The 16311-nt window shown below is 71.1% G+C and carries 11 protein-coding genes and 1 tRNA gene; 7 read left to right on the top strand and 5 right to left on the bottom strand.

Annotated features, from left to right (window positions below; genetic code table 11):
* Window positions 1-213: 213 nt before the first annotated feature.
* The 5 genes from ACLQ23_RS25205 to ACLQ23_RS25185 all read right to left on the bottom strand — a co-directional run bounded on the left by ACLQ23_RS25205 (window position 214) and on the right by ACLQ23_RS25185 (window position 10192).
* Entirely contained in the window at window positions 214-2634 is a 2421-nt protein-coding gene (locus ACLQ23_RS25205; protein ID WP_425881204.1) for a DUF3488 and transglutaminase-like domain-containing protein, read from the bottom strand.
* Window positions 2610-3806 carry a DUF58 domain-containing protein gene (locus tag ACLQ23_RS25200; RefSeq protein WP_355631549.1) on the bottom strand — a complete coding sequence of 399 codons (1197 nt, stop codon included), beginning with the start codon at window positions 3804-3806 and terminating at the stop codon, window positions 2610-2612. The genes ACLQ23_RS25205 and ACLQ23_RS25200 overlap by 25 nt, the downstream gene beginning before the upstream one ends.
* Window positions 3807-3820: 14 nt before the next feature.
* On the bottom strand, window positions 3821-4816 hold the full coding sequence (locus ACLQ23_RS25195; protein WP_355594116.1) for an AAA family ATPase: 996 nt from the start codon (window positions 4814-4816) through the stop codon (window positions 3821-3823).
* A gap of 27 nt (window positions 4817-4843) precedes the next feature.
* Entirely contained in the window at window positions 4844-7468 is a 2625-nt protein-coding gene (locus tag ACLQ23_RS25190) for a fibronectin type III domain-containing protein (protein ID WP_425881203.1), read from the bottom strand.
* A gap of 225 nt (window positions 7469-7693) precedes the next feature.
* On the bottom strand, window positions 7694-10192 hold the full coding sequence (locus ACLQ23_RS25185) for a tetratricopeptide repeat protein (RefSeq protein WP_425881202.1): 2499 nt from the start codon (window positions 10190-10192) through the stop codon (window positions 7694-7696).
* A gap of 231 nt (window positions 10193-10423) precedes the next feature.
* Here ACLQ23_RS25185 and ACLQ23_RS25180 point away from each other — a divergent pair.
* The 7 genes from ACLQ23_RS25180 (at window position 10424) to ACLQ23_RS25150 (ending at window position 16208) form a co-directional block, all read left to right on the top strand.
* Window positions 10424-10510, top strand: a tRNA-Leu gene (locus ACLQ23_RS25180).
* A 257-nt stretch (window positions 10511-10767) separates the two neighbouring features.
* Complete coding sequence (locus ACLQ23_RS25175; RefSeq protein ID WP_355598437.1) at window positions 10768-11103, top strand: AbrB/MazE/SpoVT family DNA-binding domain-containing protein; 336 nt, start codon at window positions 10768-10770, stop codon at window positions 11101-11103.
* Window positions 11100-12119, top strand: a complete 1020-nt coding sequence (locus ACLQ23_RS25170; protein WP_355598401.1) for a tyrosine-type recombinase/integrase — start codon at window positions 11100-11102, stop codon at window positions 12117-12119. Before ACLQ23_RS25175 ends, ACLQ23_RS25170 begins: the two co-directional genes overlap by 4 nt.
* 262 nt (window positions 12120-12381) lie before the next feature.
* Window positions 12382-13431, top strand: a complete 1050-nt coding sequence (locus ACLQ23_RS25165) for an SMODS domain-containing nucleotidyltransferase (protein ID WP_355598399.1) — start codon at window positions 12382-12384, stop codon at window positions 13429-13431.
* A complete protein-coding gene (locus tag ACLQ23_RS25160) occupies window positions 13428-14822 on the top strand; it encodes a ThiF family adenylyltransferase (RefSeq protein WP_355598397.1) in 1395 nt (464 codons plus the stop codon). The genes ACLQ23_RS25165 and ACLQ23_RS25160 overlap by 4 nt, the downstream gene beginning before the upstream one ends.
* 55 nt (window positions 14823-14877) lie before the next feature.
* Complete coding sequence (locus ACLQ23_RS25155) at window positions 14878-15423, top strand: Mov34/MPN/PAD-1 family protein (protein ID WP_355598395.1); 546 nt, start codon at window positions 14878-14880, stop codon at window positions 15421-15423.
* Window positions 15420-16208: a DUF6602 domain-containing protein gene (locus ACLQ23_RS25150; protein ID WP_355598393.1), complete on the top strand. Its 789-nt coding sequence runs from the start codon at window positions 15420-15422 to the stop codon at window positions 16206-16208. The genes ACLQ23_RS25155 and ACLQ23_RS25150 overlap by 4 nt, the downstream gene beginning before the upstream one ends.
* Window positions 16209-16311 lie beyond the last annotated feature (103 nt).

Genomic DNA, 16311 nt, shown 5'->3' with positions numbered 1-16311 from the left:
CGGCCGGGCCTGCTCACACCTGCCGGGCGCGGCCCGGCCCCGCTCGGCCCGGCCCCGCCCGGCCCCGCTCGGCTCGGCCCCGCCCGGCCCCGCCCGGCTCGGCCCCGTTCGGCTCGGCCCCGTTCGGCTCGGCCCCGCTTGGTCTGGCTCGGCCGGGCCTGGGGCGGCTTGGCGGGCAACATCGTGCCGGATTTCTGGCCGCTGACAGGCCGGTCAGCGGCGGCGCAGCGGGCCGGGATGGATGGACCAGAGCAGCCGTCGCCACCAGGGGCGGGCGGCCCGCAACCCGTCCACGTAGGCGGTGACCACCGCACCGGCACGATCGGCCTGGGCGGCGGTGGCGGCACCGGGCGCGAAAGCCACCTGGTTGAGCAGGGCGGCCAGGTCGTCGACCCCGGGAACACTCCCGTCGGACCGGTCGACGCGGGCGTCGAGCAGCGCCTGCCGGGCCCGCCCGGCCACCTCGGTCGCCGCCAGGTCGTCGCCGACCGGCCGCCCGGCCAGCTGAAGCGCGTCGGTGACCTCCCGCCAGGCGCCGGCGATGCGCTCACCGGGGTCACCCCTGCCGAGCCGGGCGCGGGTCAGCGAGCGGCGCATCGCCAACAGGGCGAGCAACACGGCACCGACCAGTAGCAGCAGGTTACCGCTGCCACCGGCGACAAGCACCGGGGTGGACACGCCGGACCCGTCCGGCCCTTCGGCGGCGTTCACCGGCTCCGGCGACGCGGTCGGCTCGACAGTGGGCGCCGGCGCCTCCGAGGGGGGCGGGTCATCCGGCGTCGGACGGAAATCCTCCTCCACTGGTCTCGGCTCGTTGTCCGGGCGGGGCAGCGGGTCGAACGACACCCATCCCAGACCGTCGAACAGCACCTCCGGCCAGGCGTACGCGTCGCCTGCCCGTACCGGCCCCTGCCCGCTGGACTCGAAGCCCACCACCACCCGGGTCGGCAGCCCGCAGAGCCGCCCGAGCACCGCGAACGCCGCAGCGAACTGCTCCGAGGTGCCCTCCTGCCCGCCGCCGTTGCGCGGTCCGAAAAGAAAGAAACCCAGATTCGGGTACGCGTGACCGCTCGGCGCGTCCGCCGCCACCCGATAGTGCTCGGCGAGGAACTGCTCGATCGCCGTGGCCCGCGCGTACGGGGCGCCGTTGTCCTCGGCGAGCTGCGTGGCCAGCCGCCGCAGTGGGTCGGGTGCTCCGTCGGCGACCCGCAGCACCCGGGCCACCTCCTCGCCGGCCGGCACGTTCGCGGTCGCCAGCAGGTTGTTGTCCGGGCGTTCCCGGGCCGACGTCACCGTGTACCGCAACCCCGGCGTCAGCCCTTCCGGCCGGATCAGCGTCCCGGTCTCCGGGTCGTACGCCACCCGCGCGCCGCTTACCTCCCGGGGCGTCGCCACGGCCGGCAGCAACCCGCCGCTCAGCTCGGCGACTGTGATGTCCTGTCGGATGGTCTCCACAGTGCTGTCCCGCGCCGGTGCCGTGGCCGGCAGGATCCGGCCCGCGTTGCGGTACGTCGCGCCGACCCGCCACGTCACCCCGTCGTAGTCGCTGAGCACCGCCAACCGGATCCGCACGCTGCCGCCGGAGGCGTCCGGGCCGCCAGCTGCCTCGTCGGCGTCGCCATCCGGTGCGGTGCCGTCCGGGTTCGGCAAGCTGCCGCCGGGCGGCGTGCCGTCGCGGACCGTGCTCACGTCGAGGAGCTTCTGCTCCGGGTGCAGCGCCCAACCGGAGATCCGGATCAGGGGGTTCTCGTCGAGGGTCTCCACCTGCGGAGGCTCCACGTACCGGCGCGGATCCACTGGCCGCCCGTCGACCTGCCCGGCGATCATCGGGCTGAGCAGGGCGACAAGCCCGACCACAAGCGCCACACCGAGCGCAGCCGTGGCCGTCAACCGGAGCCGCACCGCTGCGCGTACCCCTCGGGGAAGGCCTGCTACCGGATCGCCGGCGGCCGGCGGCGGGCCCGACGGTGCTGCCAGGCCGACCGCCGCGACAGCGACGAACGCGAGCGTCGCGCCGATCGCCGGCTCGGCGTTCGGACCGACCACGTAGAGGGCGGCGGCGTAGAGGCCCGCCGCAGGCAGGTAACCCAGCAGCACACGGCCGGTGCGCAAGGCCACCTCCGCGCCGGCAAGGCCGGCCAGCCAGGCCGCCACCACCGGGACCAGCACCGTGTCCGGGGTGGGCTCCACCGGAATCATCGCGGTGAGCAGCCGGGGGATGCCGTTGCGCGCCGCGTCCGCGCTCACCGTCAACAGGTCGCCGGGCAGGTCGGCGTGGGCGGCGGCCAGCCGCAGCGACCAGAGCGTCCAACCGGCCATCGCGGCCACCGACACCGGCGCGACGAGCCAGGACGGCAGCCGCCGAGCGGCAACGCTCACCAGCACCGATCCCGCCGCCGCGCCGACGACAAGCCAGGTCAGCAGATCACCCGCGTAGACCCGGCCGAGCACCAGCCCGGCGAGCGCCGTGAGCCCGATCAGCGCCAACGGCACGACGGCCGCCCGCAGCGCCCGCACGACAGTGCCGACGCCCCGGGATGCCGAGCCGTCCGGCGGCGAGGCCGGGCCGCCGATGCTCGGGCCGCTCTGCCGCTGCCGGCCGACGTCCGTCACCACCGGCGCACCCCGTCCCACTCGGCGGCGAACCCCGCGCCGTCCGCCGCGTCGATCACCACAAGGCCCGTAGCGCCCGCCGGCGTCGGCTCGGCCGCGCCGAAAACCCCCACCACCACCGACGGGTACGCGCCGCGCAGCGCCCCGACATGCCCCAGCTCGCCCCGACCGGCCGGACCGGTCAGGAAGATCAACGTGTCGCCGAGCCGGTCCTGGCGCAGTCGGGTGGTTGTCGCCCGCAGCGCGTCGCCGTCGCCGGACAACTCGGCGGCGGCGAGCCGGTCCAGCGGCCCAGCTGACCTGCGCGGCTCGACCGTCTCCGGGCCGGTCGCCTCCCGGCTGATCGACTCCGTGCCGTCCGTCTCCGGGCCGACCAGGAGCAGCAGCACCGGCAGGTCCGCGTGAAGCGCCGCCGTGACGAGCGACGCCGCCGCCTCGCACGCCGCCTCGAACGACTCGGCCACCCCGTCCACCCGATCCGGGTGCGCCACTGCGCGGTTGTCCAGGAGTACGACAAGGCGGGGCAGGCTGGTGTCGACGTTCTCGCGGACCATCAGCTCGCCGACCCGGGCGCTGGTGCGCCAGTGCACCCGCCGCAACTCGTCACCGACCACGTACTCCCGCAACGAGTTGAACGTGATCGACCCGTGTGGCACCCCGTCCACCCGGCCGTCGAGGCTGCGCCCCGCGCCGGTGGGCACCGCCGTCAGCGGGTGGATCCGAGGGTGCACCCAGACCGGCGTCGTCTCGCCGTACGGGCGGGCCAACGCCACCAACCCCAGCGGGTCGCGCCTGGTGACCCGCAGCGGCCCCACCGGCACCACCCCACGGCGGTGCGTCGGCACGTCGTAGCGGACCTCGGTGTCCCGCCCGGGTCGCAACCGCAGCAGCGGCACCGGCACCGACCGGTCGCCGCACCGGTCCTCGGCCAGCAGGTTCGCCGAACGCAGTCGCCCACCGTTGCGGACGGTCAACGTCATGCTGGCCGGCTCGCCGCGCGCCACCCGGTCCGGATCGGCCCGGCGGGTCACCAGCAGCCGGGGCCGCCAGGCCGCTGTCAGCGCCGCGTAGCCGACGGCCGCGCCGGCTGCCGCGCCCAACACCGTCAACTCGGGGTACGCGAACCGGAAGCCCACGCCGAGCAGGACGACGGCGGCGACGAGCAGCCCGACCCCGCGGGCGGTGATCCCCATGACGCTGCTGCCGGTCAGCCCTGCACCGGGGCGGGCTGCCCCGACGGCAGCGGCACCGGCACCGAGGCGATGGCCTGGCGCAGCACCTCCGGGGCGGTCATCCCGCGTACCTGGGCGTCCGGGGTGAGCAGCAGCCGGTGCGCGAACACCGGCTCGGCGAGCGTCTTCAGGTCCTCCGGCATGATCCACCCTCGACCGTCGATGAGCGCGTACGCGCACGCCGCGCGCGTCAACGCGATCACGCCCCGGGGGCTCACCCCGACGCGTACCTGCGGATGGGTGCGGGTGGCGGCGGCAAGCCGGACCGCGTACGCGTAGAGCGGCTCCGCGATGTGCACCCGTCGGGCCATCCGGACCATCTCCCCGACGGTGGCGGTGTCGGTGACCGGGGCGAGTGCCTCGGGGGAGCGTACTGTCGCACCGCGCAGCACCTCCACCTCGACCGCCTCGTCGGGGTATCCGACGGATAGCTTCACCAGGAACCGGTCCAGTTGCGCCTCCGGCAGCCGGTAGGTGCCGTCCATCTCCACCGGGTTCTGGGTGGCCACCACCAGGAAGGGCGCCGGCACCGGATGCCGCACACCGTCCACGGTGACGGTGCGTTCCTCCATCACCTCAAGCAGCGCCGACTGGGTCTTCGGCGACGCCCGGTTGATCTCGTCGGCGATGACGATGTTGGCGAAGACCGGCCCCGGATGGAACTCGAAGTCCCTGCTCGCCTGGTTGAAGATCGTCACACCGGACACGTCCGAGGGGAGCAGGTCGGGGGTGAACTGGATCCGCCGCCACTCGCCCTTCACCGTCGCGGCGATGGCCCGCGCCAGCGTCGTCTTGCCGACTCCAGGTACGTCCTCCAGGAGCACATGGCCCTGGGCGAACAGCGCTGTCAACGCCAGCCGGACGACCTGCGGCTTGCCGAGCACCACCGCGTTGACGTTCTCGGCCAGCCGGGCGGCCAGGGCGGCGAAACCCTGCACCTCCGGCTGGGTGAGCGGCTCGTGGGTGTTCACGGTCGCTGTGCTCCTTGCATGGCAGGTCTAGCAGGTGGGCAGGACGTTGATGTTGTCGCCGCCCTCAAGGTTGAGCCAGGCCCAGGGAATGTAGTTCTTCCCCTCGTAGTCAACCTGCACCCACCAGGTGCTGCGCTTGTCGTTGTTGTAGATGTAGGCGTACACCTCTTCGCCGGACTTCTTGCAGTACGCCTGGAGTCGCTTGCCCGGCTTCGCCCAGCCCACCTGCTTGTCGTTGTCCTGCCGGGGAACCGAGAAGATCTCATTTCCGTTGCGGCCGTCGACGTCCTTGTCGCAGTAGGTCGACTCCGGCCCGGAGGCGCCGTTGCGGCAGGTCGCGATGCCGTACAGCGCGTCGGTCCGCTGCGCCCTCGTCGCGGTGTTCTTGCCTGCCGCGTTGCTCGCGGTCACCGTGAACGTGTACGCCGTACCCGGCGTCAACCCCGACATCGTGATGCTGGAACACGCGCCCGTCTTGGCCGGCTCACCCGGCGTACTCACCGAGCAGGTGGCCTTCCCACCGCCAGCGTCCACTGTGAACGTCACAGTCGCCGACGTGGCGGTCGCCGACGAGCCGGTCACCGTGACCCGGGGCACTGCGACAGTCCGGGCCGTGGCCGTCGCCTCCGGGCCAGGACCCGCTTCGTTGACGGCCTTCACCTTCACCGCGACGTTCTGACCGTCGCCCAGACCGGTGACCGTCGCGCGGGTTTCGGTCACCTCGCGGGTCTTGCCGCCGACGTCCACCAGGTACTTCGTCACCGCGCGGCCGTTCGCGTCCGCCGGCGACCACTGCACAGTTACCGCACCCGGCTGGTCGGCGACAGTTGCAGCGCGCAGGTCCAGCGGCCGGCCGGGCGCCGCGTACGGCACCACTGTGTTGCTCACCGGCGACGCCGCCGAGCCGGCACCCTTGTCGTTCACCGCCACCACGGTGAACGCGTACTGCGTGCCGAACTCCAGATCCCCGGCGGGCACCACCAGTTCCGTCTTCGTCGACTCACCGGCCGGCGCGTTCGTCCCCGCCGAACTGGCCGTCACCGCGTACTTGGCGATCTTGTTGCCCTGCCCGTTCGCGGCCGGCCACTTGACCAGCACCGTGCCGTCCGGCCGCTCCTGCGCGGTGACGCTCGCCGGCGGGTCGGGCACCGCGGCCGTCGGCGTCACCGGGTTGCTGTTTCGCGCCGGACCGTTGCCCTTGGCGTTCACGGCATGCACCGCGAACCGGTACGTCTCGCCGTTGGTCAGGCCCTTGACCTCCACCGAACGCTGGTTGGCACCCACCTGGAGGCGCTGACCGGCGCCCTCCACCACGTACCTGATGATCTCGGCGCCGTTCGCGGCGGCCGGCCGCCAGCTCACCCGGACCTGGGCGTTGCCGGCGGCGGCGGTGACGCTGCGCGGCGCGCTCGGCTTGCCCACCTGCGGCTTCTTCGGCGGAGGCGGCGGCGGGGGAGCCGGCGGAGGGTCACCACCCAGCACGTCGTTGGCGTACTTGTCGACCTCGCGCATCTGGTGCTTGTCGTCCACCACCCGGGCGGTCGCCGAGTCGGGCGAGTTGATGAAGAGGTGGTTCTCCCGCACCTCAAGCTCCAGCGGCCCGGGCGTCTTGCCCTGCACGGTGCCGACCAGTTGACCGCCCGCGTCGAACGAGTAGATCGTGCCGGTGGCCTCGTCCGCGCAGTAGAACCGGTCCGCCCAGGCCACCGCCGGGCTCAGCCGGTCGCCGCCGCCCGGCACCGTGAACGACTGCTCCGCACCGGCGTCACCCACCACGAGCACCCGCCGCTCCGCGGGCACCGTCACCGGCACGCGCGGCCCCGAGGTGCGCGCCGGCAGCGCCGCCGGACCGGGCAGCGTCAACGGCGTCCGCCGGACCTCACCGCGCTGCACCCGCACCAGCCGCCCTGCCGTACGGTCCAGCACCGCAACCCCGTCGTCCAGGGTGGAGACCACGAGCTCGTGACTGGCCTCGGCCACGTCGTACGTCTCGACCCGCTCCGGGCTGAGCCCGCCGTTGGCGGGCGCGGCCGAAGCCGGCGCCGACGGCAGCTTCGCGGCGGTGACAGCCGAGACGGTGCCCTCGCTGGGCACCGCGATCCAGAGCCGACCCTTACCGTCGAACGCGCCGCCGGTGATGCCCGGGGGATACCGCACCGGCTCACCGACAGGGCTCAACGACCGTGGGTCGAGCTGACGCACGACACCCTGCACCGCGTCGACGATGAACGCCGCGTCCTCGTGCAGGGCGACGCTCACACCCAGGCCAGGGGTGGTCGGTGTGGTCGCGGTGAGTTGCAGGGTGGCCAGATCCAGTGAGCTGACCTGCCCGGTCTGAAGATCACGCAGGATCAACAGCCGATCGGTCTGGGTGACCTGCATCGGATGCCGACGGGCACCAGGAAGCTCGGTACGCGTATCCACCCGGGCCGTCACCCCGTTGACGCGGGCCAGCTCGCTGCGCGCCGCGCTCCACAGCCAGGAACTCGCGTCATAGTTGGCCACCGCGTTGTCCGCCGCACCCAACCCGAGGACGGTCAGCCCCATGGCGGCCAGCAGCGCGGTCACCGTGCCGACAGTCACCAGCCCACCCCGCAGACGGGAGCGGGAACGGGGGGCGTCGGTCTGCTCGGCGTCGTCGATGCTGGCCACAGCCGGCTGCCTCTCCTGAGTCATGGCAGGTGGCGTCCGCCTCGCGGCGACCCCTCCCCAGAGCCGGGTGCCATCATATGGCCCGGCCGCTGGCGGGGGAACCCGCACCGTCACCCCTGTGGATACCGAGCGTGTGCGTTGTGGACGCCCAGCTCAGCCTGACGACGGCTGCGATCGCGGCTGTTCCGACCCCGCCACGCCCCACGGCGCGGATGCGGGTGCCGCTCAGGTAGGCGGGGTGGACCGGTCCCGCTCGGTGCATACCTGCCCGGAAGTCGCAAAGCTGTCAGTGGAGTAGACAGCCAGCACCGTGAAGCAGTAGTCCACTCGCGACCTGAGACCGCTTACCGTGTAGCTAGTCCGACCCGGATCCACAGTGGCCAGCACCCCCAGCGCCTGCCCTGTCCGACCGCCGGCCACCATGAACGGCACCGCGCCTCCCGACGGATCCGTCCAGGTCAGCGTGATCGTGGCCGAGTCGTCCCGCAGCTTCAGATCACCCGGTGCAGGCCCGGCCGCCGTCGGAGCCGCCGTCGTCGTAGCGGCCCCGGAAGGCGGCGGCGCATCGTCGCGGTTCAGCAGCACGACGCCAAGCCCGACCGCGGCCACCCCGACCGCTACCGCCGCGGCGATCAGCGCCCCGCGGTGACGTCCCCACGTGCCGCCATCCTGGGCGTACGGCTGGGAATACCGCTGGCCCTGGTGGTACTGCTCGCCCGGGTACGGCTGGCGGGTCGGGTACTGGCCCGGCACCGCGTGGGGAGCCGGTGCCGGCGGGTACGGCTGGTGCGCGTACCCCCGCTGGTGTGCCTGTTGGTCGGAGGTCGGGCCTGCATCGGAGCGCGGCGCCCAGGCCGGCGTCGCCGCCTCGCGGCGAGGCGACGGGACGGGGTGCGGCGACAACGCCCCGGCCCCGGTCGCCGGCTGGACTGTCGGGAAGACCTCCGTCGGCGCGGAGGCGCTGCCCGGCTCAGGCCCGTACCTGTCCTGGTGCCTGGCGCCCGACGTGATCTCGCCGCGAACCACTGTCGCGTCCGGGTCCGCAGCGGGCGGCGCGCTGACGGGCGTTGGTTGCGGCGGCGCGCTGCTGTTCCAGGCCGAGGCACCAAGCCCCCACGGCTGCGCGCTGACCGGTGGCCCGGACACGAGGTGGGTGTGTCCAGGTGGTCCGGACGTCGGGTGGGTGTACCCGGGTGGCGTGGACACGGGCTGGTGTCCGGGCGGACCGGACACCGGGTAGGCGTGCCCCGGCGGACCGGACACCGGGCGGGCGTGCGCTGGTGGTGCGGACGTGGGGTTCGTGTGGTCGGGCGGGCTGGAGACCGAGCGGGAATCTGCGGCAGGTGCCGAGACGGGTCGAGGAGGCATGGCGGGAACCGCCTGGCTCACGGCGGACCCGTCCATCGCGCTGCTGACCGCCGAGCCGCTGCCCGCCGGGTCCGGCCCCGAACTGCCGACGGCGCTACCGGACCCACCAGAGCGGGAGGCTGCCACCCGGGCTGCCTCCTCGGCCAGGAGCGGTTCGATCTGGCGTACCTGAATCGTCGGGTTGTCCCATCGCGGGGTGACCGGCGGCGGCGGCGGAGGAGGTGGCGCGGCCGGCAGCCGTGCCGTCGGCGTTTCGGCGTCAGGGTGGGTCGGCTGGTTCCCGGACCGCTGGCGCGGCGGTACGGCCGTCGGCTGCTGTTGCGGCTGATCCTCGGCAGGGGGCGTCGCCGGTGGCAGTTGCTGCTGTGCGGACCGCTGGCGTGGCGGCGCCGGGTGCGTGGGGCTGGGCGGGACAGCCACGGCTGACGCCGCAGGATTCGAGGTAGCGGGGGACAGGGTTGGCGTCGGCGGCGGGGAAGGCACTGCGGGTGTGGAAGGCGTACGCGGCGGTGGGACCGGTGCGGCAGCCGTCGGCGCGGGCCGGGTGTCGGATTCGGGCGGGGCGGGTCGGGCAGAGGAAGCCGGCGCTGGCTGATCCTCACTGACGGTTGGCGGTGCAGGGGCGGCGGGCGTGCGTACCGTCGGAGGATCCTGCGGAGGCGTCGGCGGCACGGGCGCCCAGGCCGACGTGGGTGGTGGAGAGCCGTCGGCCGCCGGGCGCATAGCGGCCAGGGTCGCCAGCGAGAGCGTCGGGCCGGACAACGCCGTGCGGGCGCCGGAGTCGACGACGCTTGCCGGGGCCGGGGTGTACGTCGGCGTCGTGGTCGGGGTCGGTGCCGAGGTGGGCGTCGGCGGTGTGACGTGCGGCCGGACCGGGTCAGGGCTGGGCGGGGCCGAGACGGGATGGGCCGGACCGCCGGTGCTGGGGCTGGCCGCGCCGAGGTAGTGGCGGGCGGCGCGTACCGCCGGGTGGTGCTCCCCGAGCACGGCGGGCCCCGCGGTGGCGACACGGGTGTAGTTACGGCGGGCCTCGTGCCGGTTGCCCAACTCCTCGGCGACCTCGGCCAGCTCCAGGGCCAGCGCGAGCATCGTCGGCTCGCCATGATCCCAGCGTCGCTCACCCGCCGCGAACGCCTCCTCCAGGACCCGGCGGGCGGCGAGCGGGTCGTCCGACTCGCGGTGCAAACGGGCAAGCAGGTGCGCCGTGTGCAGCATCTCGGGGTGATCCGTGCCGTACGGCGGACGGGCGGACTCGACGACCTCCGCGAGCAACTGCCGGGCCGAGATGAGGTCGCCCGCGGTGCGCAGGGCGAGAGCCCGACGTTGGACGGCAGCCAGGGGAGAGGGATGGGACACGTGGCAATGCTGCCGGCACAGAGCCGCCGACGCTACCCGGACGCGCCTCCGACACGGCTTTGTTGACCGTTGGCGAACCGATCTGACCAGCGTCGAGAAGGCCGGGAGGAAGCCGCTGGTACGCGATGTGCATGATCCACGAGCGCCGTGTACAGTAACTCCCCGTGCGGCCCGCCGTGCTGGCCTCCGATGAAAGATCATCCGGGGTGGCAAGGTAGGCTGAACGAGCAGGTCCGGGTGGCGGAATGGCAGACGCGCTAGCTTGAGGTGCTAGTGCCCGTATAGGGCGTGGGGGTTCAAGTCCCCCCTCGGACACCAAATTGCAGCATCCATGCTGTGTTTCGCGTACTGGTGGTCAAGCACGCTTGACCACGCAAATCTCATCTCAGCGACGCCCTCGACCGAGCCTGTCTCGATCGGGGGCGGTTGTCGTGGCTGATCGTTCCGTGGCTCCCGTCATCCCTCCCGTGAGGCTGTCGGACCGGGAGCAGAGCCCGCATCGGCCACGTGGTGGAGGCGTCCGTCGCCCGCCATTGCCCCTGCCGGTACTACCGACGCCGCGCGCCAACACGTTGGTGTACGGGCTGGCTGCCATCGATAACAGCGGTCGAATCGCCGACCGTACGGTCATCCGGACCCTTGATTGGGGGCCGGGCACGCGGCTGCACATCCGCGAGGCCTCCGGCGTCATCGTCGTCCGGCTGGACCGGCAGGGCGTCTTCACCGTCACCGGACAAGGCCATCTCCACCTGCCGGCGGCTGTCCGGCACTGGTGCGGGCTGACCGCCGGTGACCGCGTGCTCCTGGCCGCCAACCCGGCTGACGGCCTGCTGGTGGTGCATCCTCCCGCCGCCCTGGATGCGATGGTCGTGGCGGTTCACGCAGACCTGCTGGGCGGTGGTCAGGCATGAGTGACACCACCGTTGGCCGGGCGGAACTCGACGCCGCGCGGTTGTTGCTGGCGCGGATGGGGATCTCGCCGGCTGACCTCGTTGAGGCGGCGTCGGACCGTCCACCCGCGCCGACGTTCGCCGAGTACGTGCCGGTGGTAGCGGCAGCGGTCAGCGACGGTACGCGGCGAGCGTACGGCTCGTACTGGAAGCGAGTCCTGGAGCAGTGGGGGCAGCGGCGGCTTGATGAGCCGACGCCGTCGGAGATTGAGCAGCTCGCCGAGTACACCAAGACGCATGTGGTGGCCCGGCGTAACGCGCGTGGCGGACGCAGTGCGGCGGAGCATCTGATTGCGGCACTGCGGTGCCTGTACAAGCGGGCCGTTGCCGACGGGTACGTCGCCGCTGCGGACAACCCGGCCCTCAAGGTGGCCAAGCCGCGGCGCCTGCCCAGCACCAGACGGGCGGTGGCCGACAACAGGTTGGCGGAGATCAACGCCGTCGCCGCCAGCACGGGCGACGATCCGGCGCTGGACAGCCTGCTGCTGCGGCTGCACACCGAGACGGCGTGCCGTCGGGGCGGTGCGTTGGCCCTGCGCCCGGTCGACCTGGACCCGGACCAGTGCCTCATCCTGCTGCGGGAGAAGGGCGACACGGTGCGGTGGCAGCCGGTGTCACCGACGCTGATGAGACATCTGCAGCAGCATGCCGAGGAACGCCAGGCGGTGGGAACGGGCCAGCTGCTGCGTTACCGCAATGGGCAGCCGATCACCTACCGACGCTACGACCACCTGTGGGTGCGCATCGGTGAGCACCTACCGTGGGTCTACGTCCAGCAGATCAGCACGCACTGGCTGCGGCACACGACGCTGACGTGGGTCGAGCGGAACTTCGGCTACGCCGTGGCTCGCGCGTACGCCGGGCACTCCGACAGCGGTAGCGATGTTGGCACCACCAGTACGTACGTTCGGGCGAGCCTCCAGGAGGTCGCCGCCGCTCTAGCTGCCCTGACCAACGAAGCCCATCCTTTGGCCTGAGCGTGTTGACAGCGGGTGGGCCTGACCGCTGGGTCTGGCCCACCTGCGCAAGCTACTTCACAACAAGATCGATGAACGCGGGACGGGCGGATGCGGTTCTTCCCCGCAGTTCTTGTCAGACCCTCCCGCTACTGTCGCTTGCCGGTGAGCAGGAGGACGGAGGATGCCACGCCAGGCATCCCTGCGGCTCCGCCTACGGGAAGGCGCACAGCCAGCCACTCACTCTTGAGAAGTGAGGTAGGTACGTGGAGGAGATCAGGCGATGCCGGCGTTGGTGACGCAGTTCGACGACGCACTGAGGAACATTGAGCCGACGGAGGCCGACAAGACGAACGCGCCGCTGGCTCACGCAGAGGTGAGTGACGCGCTCGCCGCCGATTCCGTGATCGCAGGTTGGGGTTTCCAGCGGCTGCTGATCGGTAGCTACAAGCGGCACGTCAGCATCAGGCGAATCAAGGACGTCGACGTCTTCGGCCGGCTGACGGATGTCGGTAGTGACGTCTTACCGAGCACGCTGCTGGGCGAGTTCGAGCGTGTACTGAGAAGGGTGTTCCCGTCAGTGGACGGCAAGACACGGGTACACCGGCAGGCGCGTAGCCTGCAGGTGAGTTTCCCGGAATACGGTGGTTTGTACGTAGACGCCGTCCCGGCGCGGCCGTGGACTTCGCCTACCGGCGTCGAGGCCTGGCAGCTGCCGAAGCGCGAAGACGGTGACGATCCGCAGGGCTGGCAGGCGACGAACCCTCACGAGCTGACAGGTCTCACCAGTGAGTTGAACAACGAGGACAACTTCGACGGTTTCTACGTGCCGACTGTCAAGCTGCTGCGGCAGACGCGCCGAAGCCTGATGGGTAAGCGCAAGCCCGGTGGGCTCACCGTCGAGATTGCCGCCCTGCACGCCTTCCGCACCGGCCTGGTTGAGGGGCCGACGCAGGCTGACTACTACGCCAGCGCACTACGGGAGACCGGCAACGTCCTGCACGACGCGTTCGTACTCGGCCTCGGGCTCGATGATCCGACGATCCCAGGCGAAAAGGTGGTCGTCCGGGCTGAGGACGAGGACAGACGCGACCTCGCCAATGCGTTTCTGGACGCTGCTGGTCGAGCCGAGGAGGCTTTGGCCAGCGAGAATCGCTGCGCTGCTGCGAAGACCTTCCGTGATCTACTCGGCAAGGCCGTCGATGACCAAGGGGACACGGACTACGTGTTCCCGATGCCTGCGGACTGCAACGCTGACGGCACCGCCCAGCGGTTCACGTCCGTGACCGCTGGAGACCGTACCGTCCCAGCAGGTAACCGCCGGTTCGGATGACCACCGTCGAAGGAAGCGACGCGGCGGAAGCGCTGCGTATCGGCAGGGCCGTCGCTCGCGATGCGCTCCTCGACGTGCTGGCCCACGCCGGCTTCCGGCGTGTTGGCGGCCCAAAGGACCGCTGGCGCGGTGGTTTGACGTTCCGGCCAGCCAATCGAGACAACGGGTCGACGCGAACGACGCTGGTCGAGATCGTTCTTGAGGACGCCTTTCCCTTCACCGCACCGAAGGTCATGCCGCTGAGCCGTGGCTGGGCTGAGCAGGTAACAGGGCGAACGTTCACCGACAACTATTACGAGGCCAGCAACGGCTGGCACCGCGACCTCGACGGCGCGATGTGCCTCTTCATACAAGCAGATCACACCCGAATCCCCTGGGCCGGCGGCGAGCAGTTGCTGGACCAAGCCCGTGCCTGGCTGGCCCAGGATGCGGCAGGGTGGAGCGAAGACGTACCAGCGTTGGACCTCGACCGGTACCTGCCCCCCTCGGAGGAACGAGCCCTCATCCTGTACGGCAATTTGGCCGGACACGAGGGCACAGTGCTTCAGCTGCACCGGAAACGGCACGGCGTACTTCGCGTCGGCCCAGTAGCGGCGCCTCGCCGGCAGGGCCGCGCCAGCGGCCACCGAATCTGGCCACCCGACACTGTGCTGATACTGGCAGCCAAGGAGCTGGACGGCCCGATCCGGGACTGGGACGATCTCTGCGACGCAGTTGGCGCTGACGGTGCCCGTGCTCTGACCCGCGCCTATGACGAAGGCCTGCGAAGGGTGATGCTGATCTACCGTCACCGCGACGTTCGAGGAGTACTGGGACTCGCCCTCGCCGCCAACAGGGAGGACAAGGTGACCTTGAAGTCTTTGAAGACGGCTCCCGACGACCTCGCCACGCGAACCATCCGCGCACATCCCCGAACGGAGGAACTCGGCAGCAAACGAGTCGCCGTCGTCGGCGTCGGCGCTATCGGGTCCGTAGTCGCTGACCTGCTACATCGCAGCGGCGTCGGGGAACTGGTGCTGATCGACAGTGACCTCCTTCTGCCGGGCAACACCACACGCCACCTTCTTGATGGCGATGCGATCGGGTTGCCGAAGGCCCGTGCAGTCGCGGAAGCGCTGCGCAAGACACGTCCCAAGTTCGGTGCCCTGCAGTGGCGAGATGAGCGGCTGCGATCCGTTGCCGACGCTCTCACCCTGCTCGTCGCTACGCCATCCGAGTCGACCACACTCCCGTCCGTGACGGCGAGCAGCCGCTGCCACTCCCGCAACTGCCGCCACCCCGCAGCGACGTCTACGAAACCGGGTGTGGCAGCCCCATCAGCCAGACACCACCGGCGGCGGTGTGGGAGGCCGCCGCCCTTGCCGTCCGCCACGCCATCGGCCTGCTGCTGAATCCCGGTGTCGCCACGCCTGGCGAACAACGTGCCCTCGCCGAAGGGCGGGATCAGTGACTGCGGACAAGGTTGAAATCCTCATCACCCGGCAAGCACTCGACGCGACGATCGCCGACGGGATGGCGGCGCTTCCGAACGAAACCGGCGGCATTCTGCTCGGCTTCCGCACACCGCGCCTCATTGTGGTGACCCGTACGGTCACGGTCGCAGATCCGCAGAGCAGCCGGCGCGGCTACCTGCGGCGCTACCGCCAAGCACAAGCGCGAATGGCCATCGGACGCGGCGATGCCCCGCCCGTGGTGGGATACGTCGGCGAATGGCACACCCATCCCGCTGATATCGGCCCGAGCCGGACCGACCTGCGCGCCCTCGCAGCCATCGCCCGCCTCACCCAAGGGCCTGTAGCACTCGTCGTTCTAGCCGACCCAGCCCAAGGGCTCTCGCATGTCCACGGCCGCGCTGCGATCCGCCAAGACATTTGGCCCGTGGCCGCCATCAACCCCGTCCAGATCGACGAGGCTGAGGTGGCGATCACCGAGGACCCGGCAGCCAGCCTGGAAGCCGAAGCCACGGCCCTTACGACAAGGGAGTCTTCTTGAGCGCCGAATCCGACGACAACCGGCCATTTAATCTGCGCTCCGCCTTCGCCGCGAAGTCGAAACGCCTTCGGGCCGTCATGGAGGCCGCACCGGAGCTCGTCGGTCACATGCCAACCATCGGTGACGGCAGCGAAGCCGAATGGATCACGATGCTTCGCGACTTTCTGCCGAGGCGATACGCCGTTGACAAAGCCTTCGTCGTCGACAGCTGCGGCCATCAAAGCCTCCAACTCGACGTCGTCGTATTCGACCGGCACTTCACCCCATTGTTCCGGGAGATGGGCGGTGCCCTCTTCCTGCCCGCAGAGAGCGTCTACGCCGTCTTCGAAGCCAAGCAGGAACTCAACCGCGAATATCTACGTGAGGCCGGGGAAAAGTTGGCCAGCGTCCGCCGGCTGCATCGCACCACCGCACCCATCGTGCACGCAGGCGGCACCGTCAACAATCCGAAGCCGCCGCCGCGAATCCTCGGCGGCCTGCTGGCCTGCCGGAGCGACTGGAATCCACCCTTCGGCCGCGCCCTGCGTAGAGGCTTGGATGATCTCACCGAGGACGAGCGCATCGATCTGGGCTGCGGCCTCGAACACGGCGCGTTCGAGCTGCCCGAAAACACCACGGCAGATCCCGGCCTCGTCACTGCGGACGCCGAGGTCGGCCTAGCCTTCTTTGCGATGCGGCTCCTTGCTCGGCTCCAACAGATCGGCACGGTCTCAGCCATGAACATCGACGCTTACACTTCCGTGCTCGCGTCTCGTGAACTGCCAACAGAGGTTCCGGCACGATGAGAGGCCGCGACTCTGCCTACGACCTTTAGCCTCGATCGTTCACGGCTGATGTCGGGCGTTCCGGCCCCGCGCGTGTGATCGTTCATTGTCGATGCGGTTGGGT

It is taken from the genome of Micromonospora sp. DT41, from assembly GCF_049841715.1.
Classification (GTDB): Bacteria; Actinomycetota; Actinomycetes; order Mycobacteriales; family Micromonosporaceae; genus Micromonospora; species Micromonospora profundi.
Note: the sequence above shows the minus strand (reverse complement) of the source record. Positions and strands in the feature narration are given on the sequence as shown.

Excerpts from the sequence above, each read along its gene's own strand:
- ACLQ23_RS25160 (WP_355598397.1), top strand. The coding sequence starts at position 13,428 with ATGACCACCGTCGAAGGAAGCGACGCGGCGGAAGCGCTGCGTATCGGC.
- ACLQ23_RS25200 (WP_355631549.1), bottom strand. The coding sequence starts at position 3,806 with ATGGGGATCACCGCCCGCGGGGTCGGGCTGCTCGTCGCCGCCGTCGTC.
- ACLQ23_RS25170 (WP_355598401.1), top strand. The coding sequence starts at position 11,100 with ATGAGTGACACCACCGTTGGCCGGGCGGAACTCGACGCCGCGCGGTTG.
- ACLQ23_RS25165 (WP_355598399.1), top strand. The coding sequence starts at position 12,382 with ATGCCGGCGTTGGTGACGCAGTTCGACGACGCACTGAGGAACATTGAG.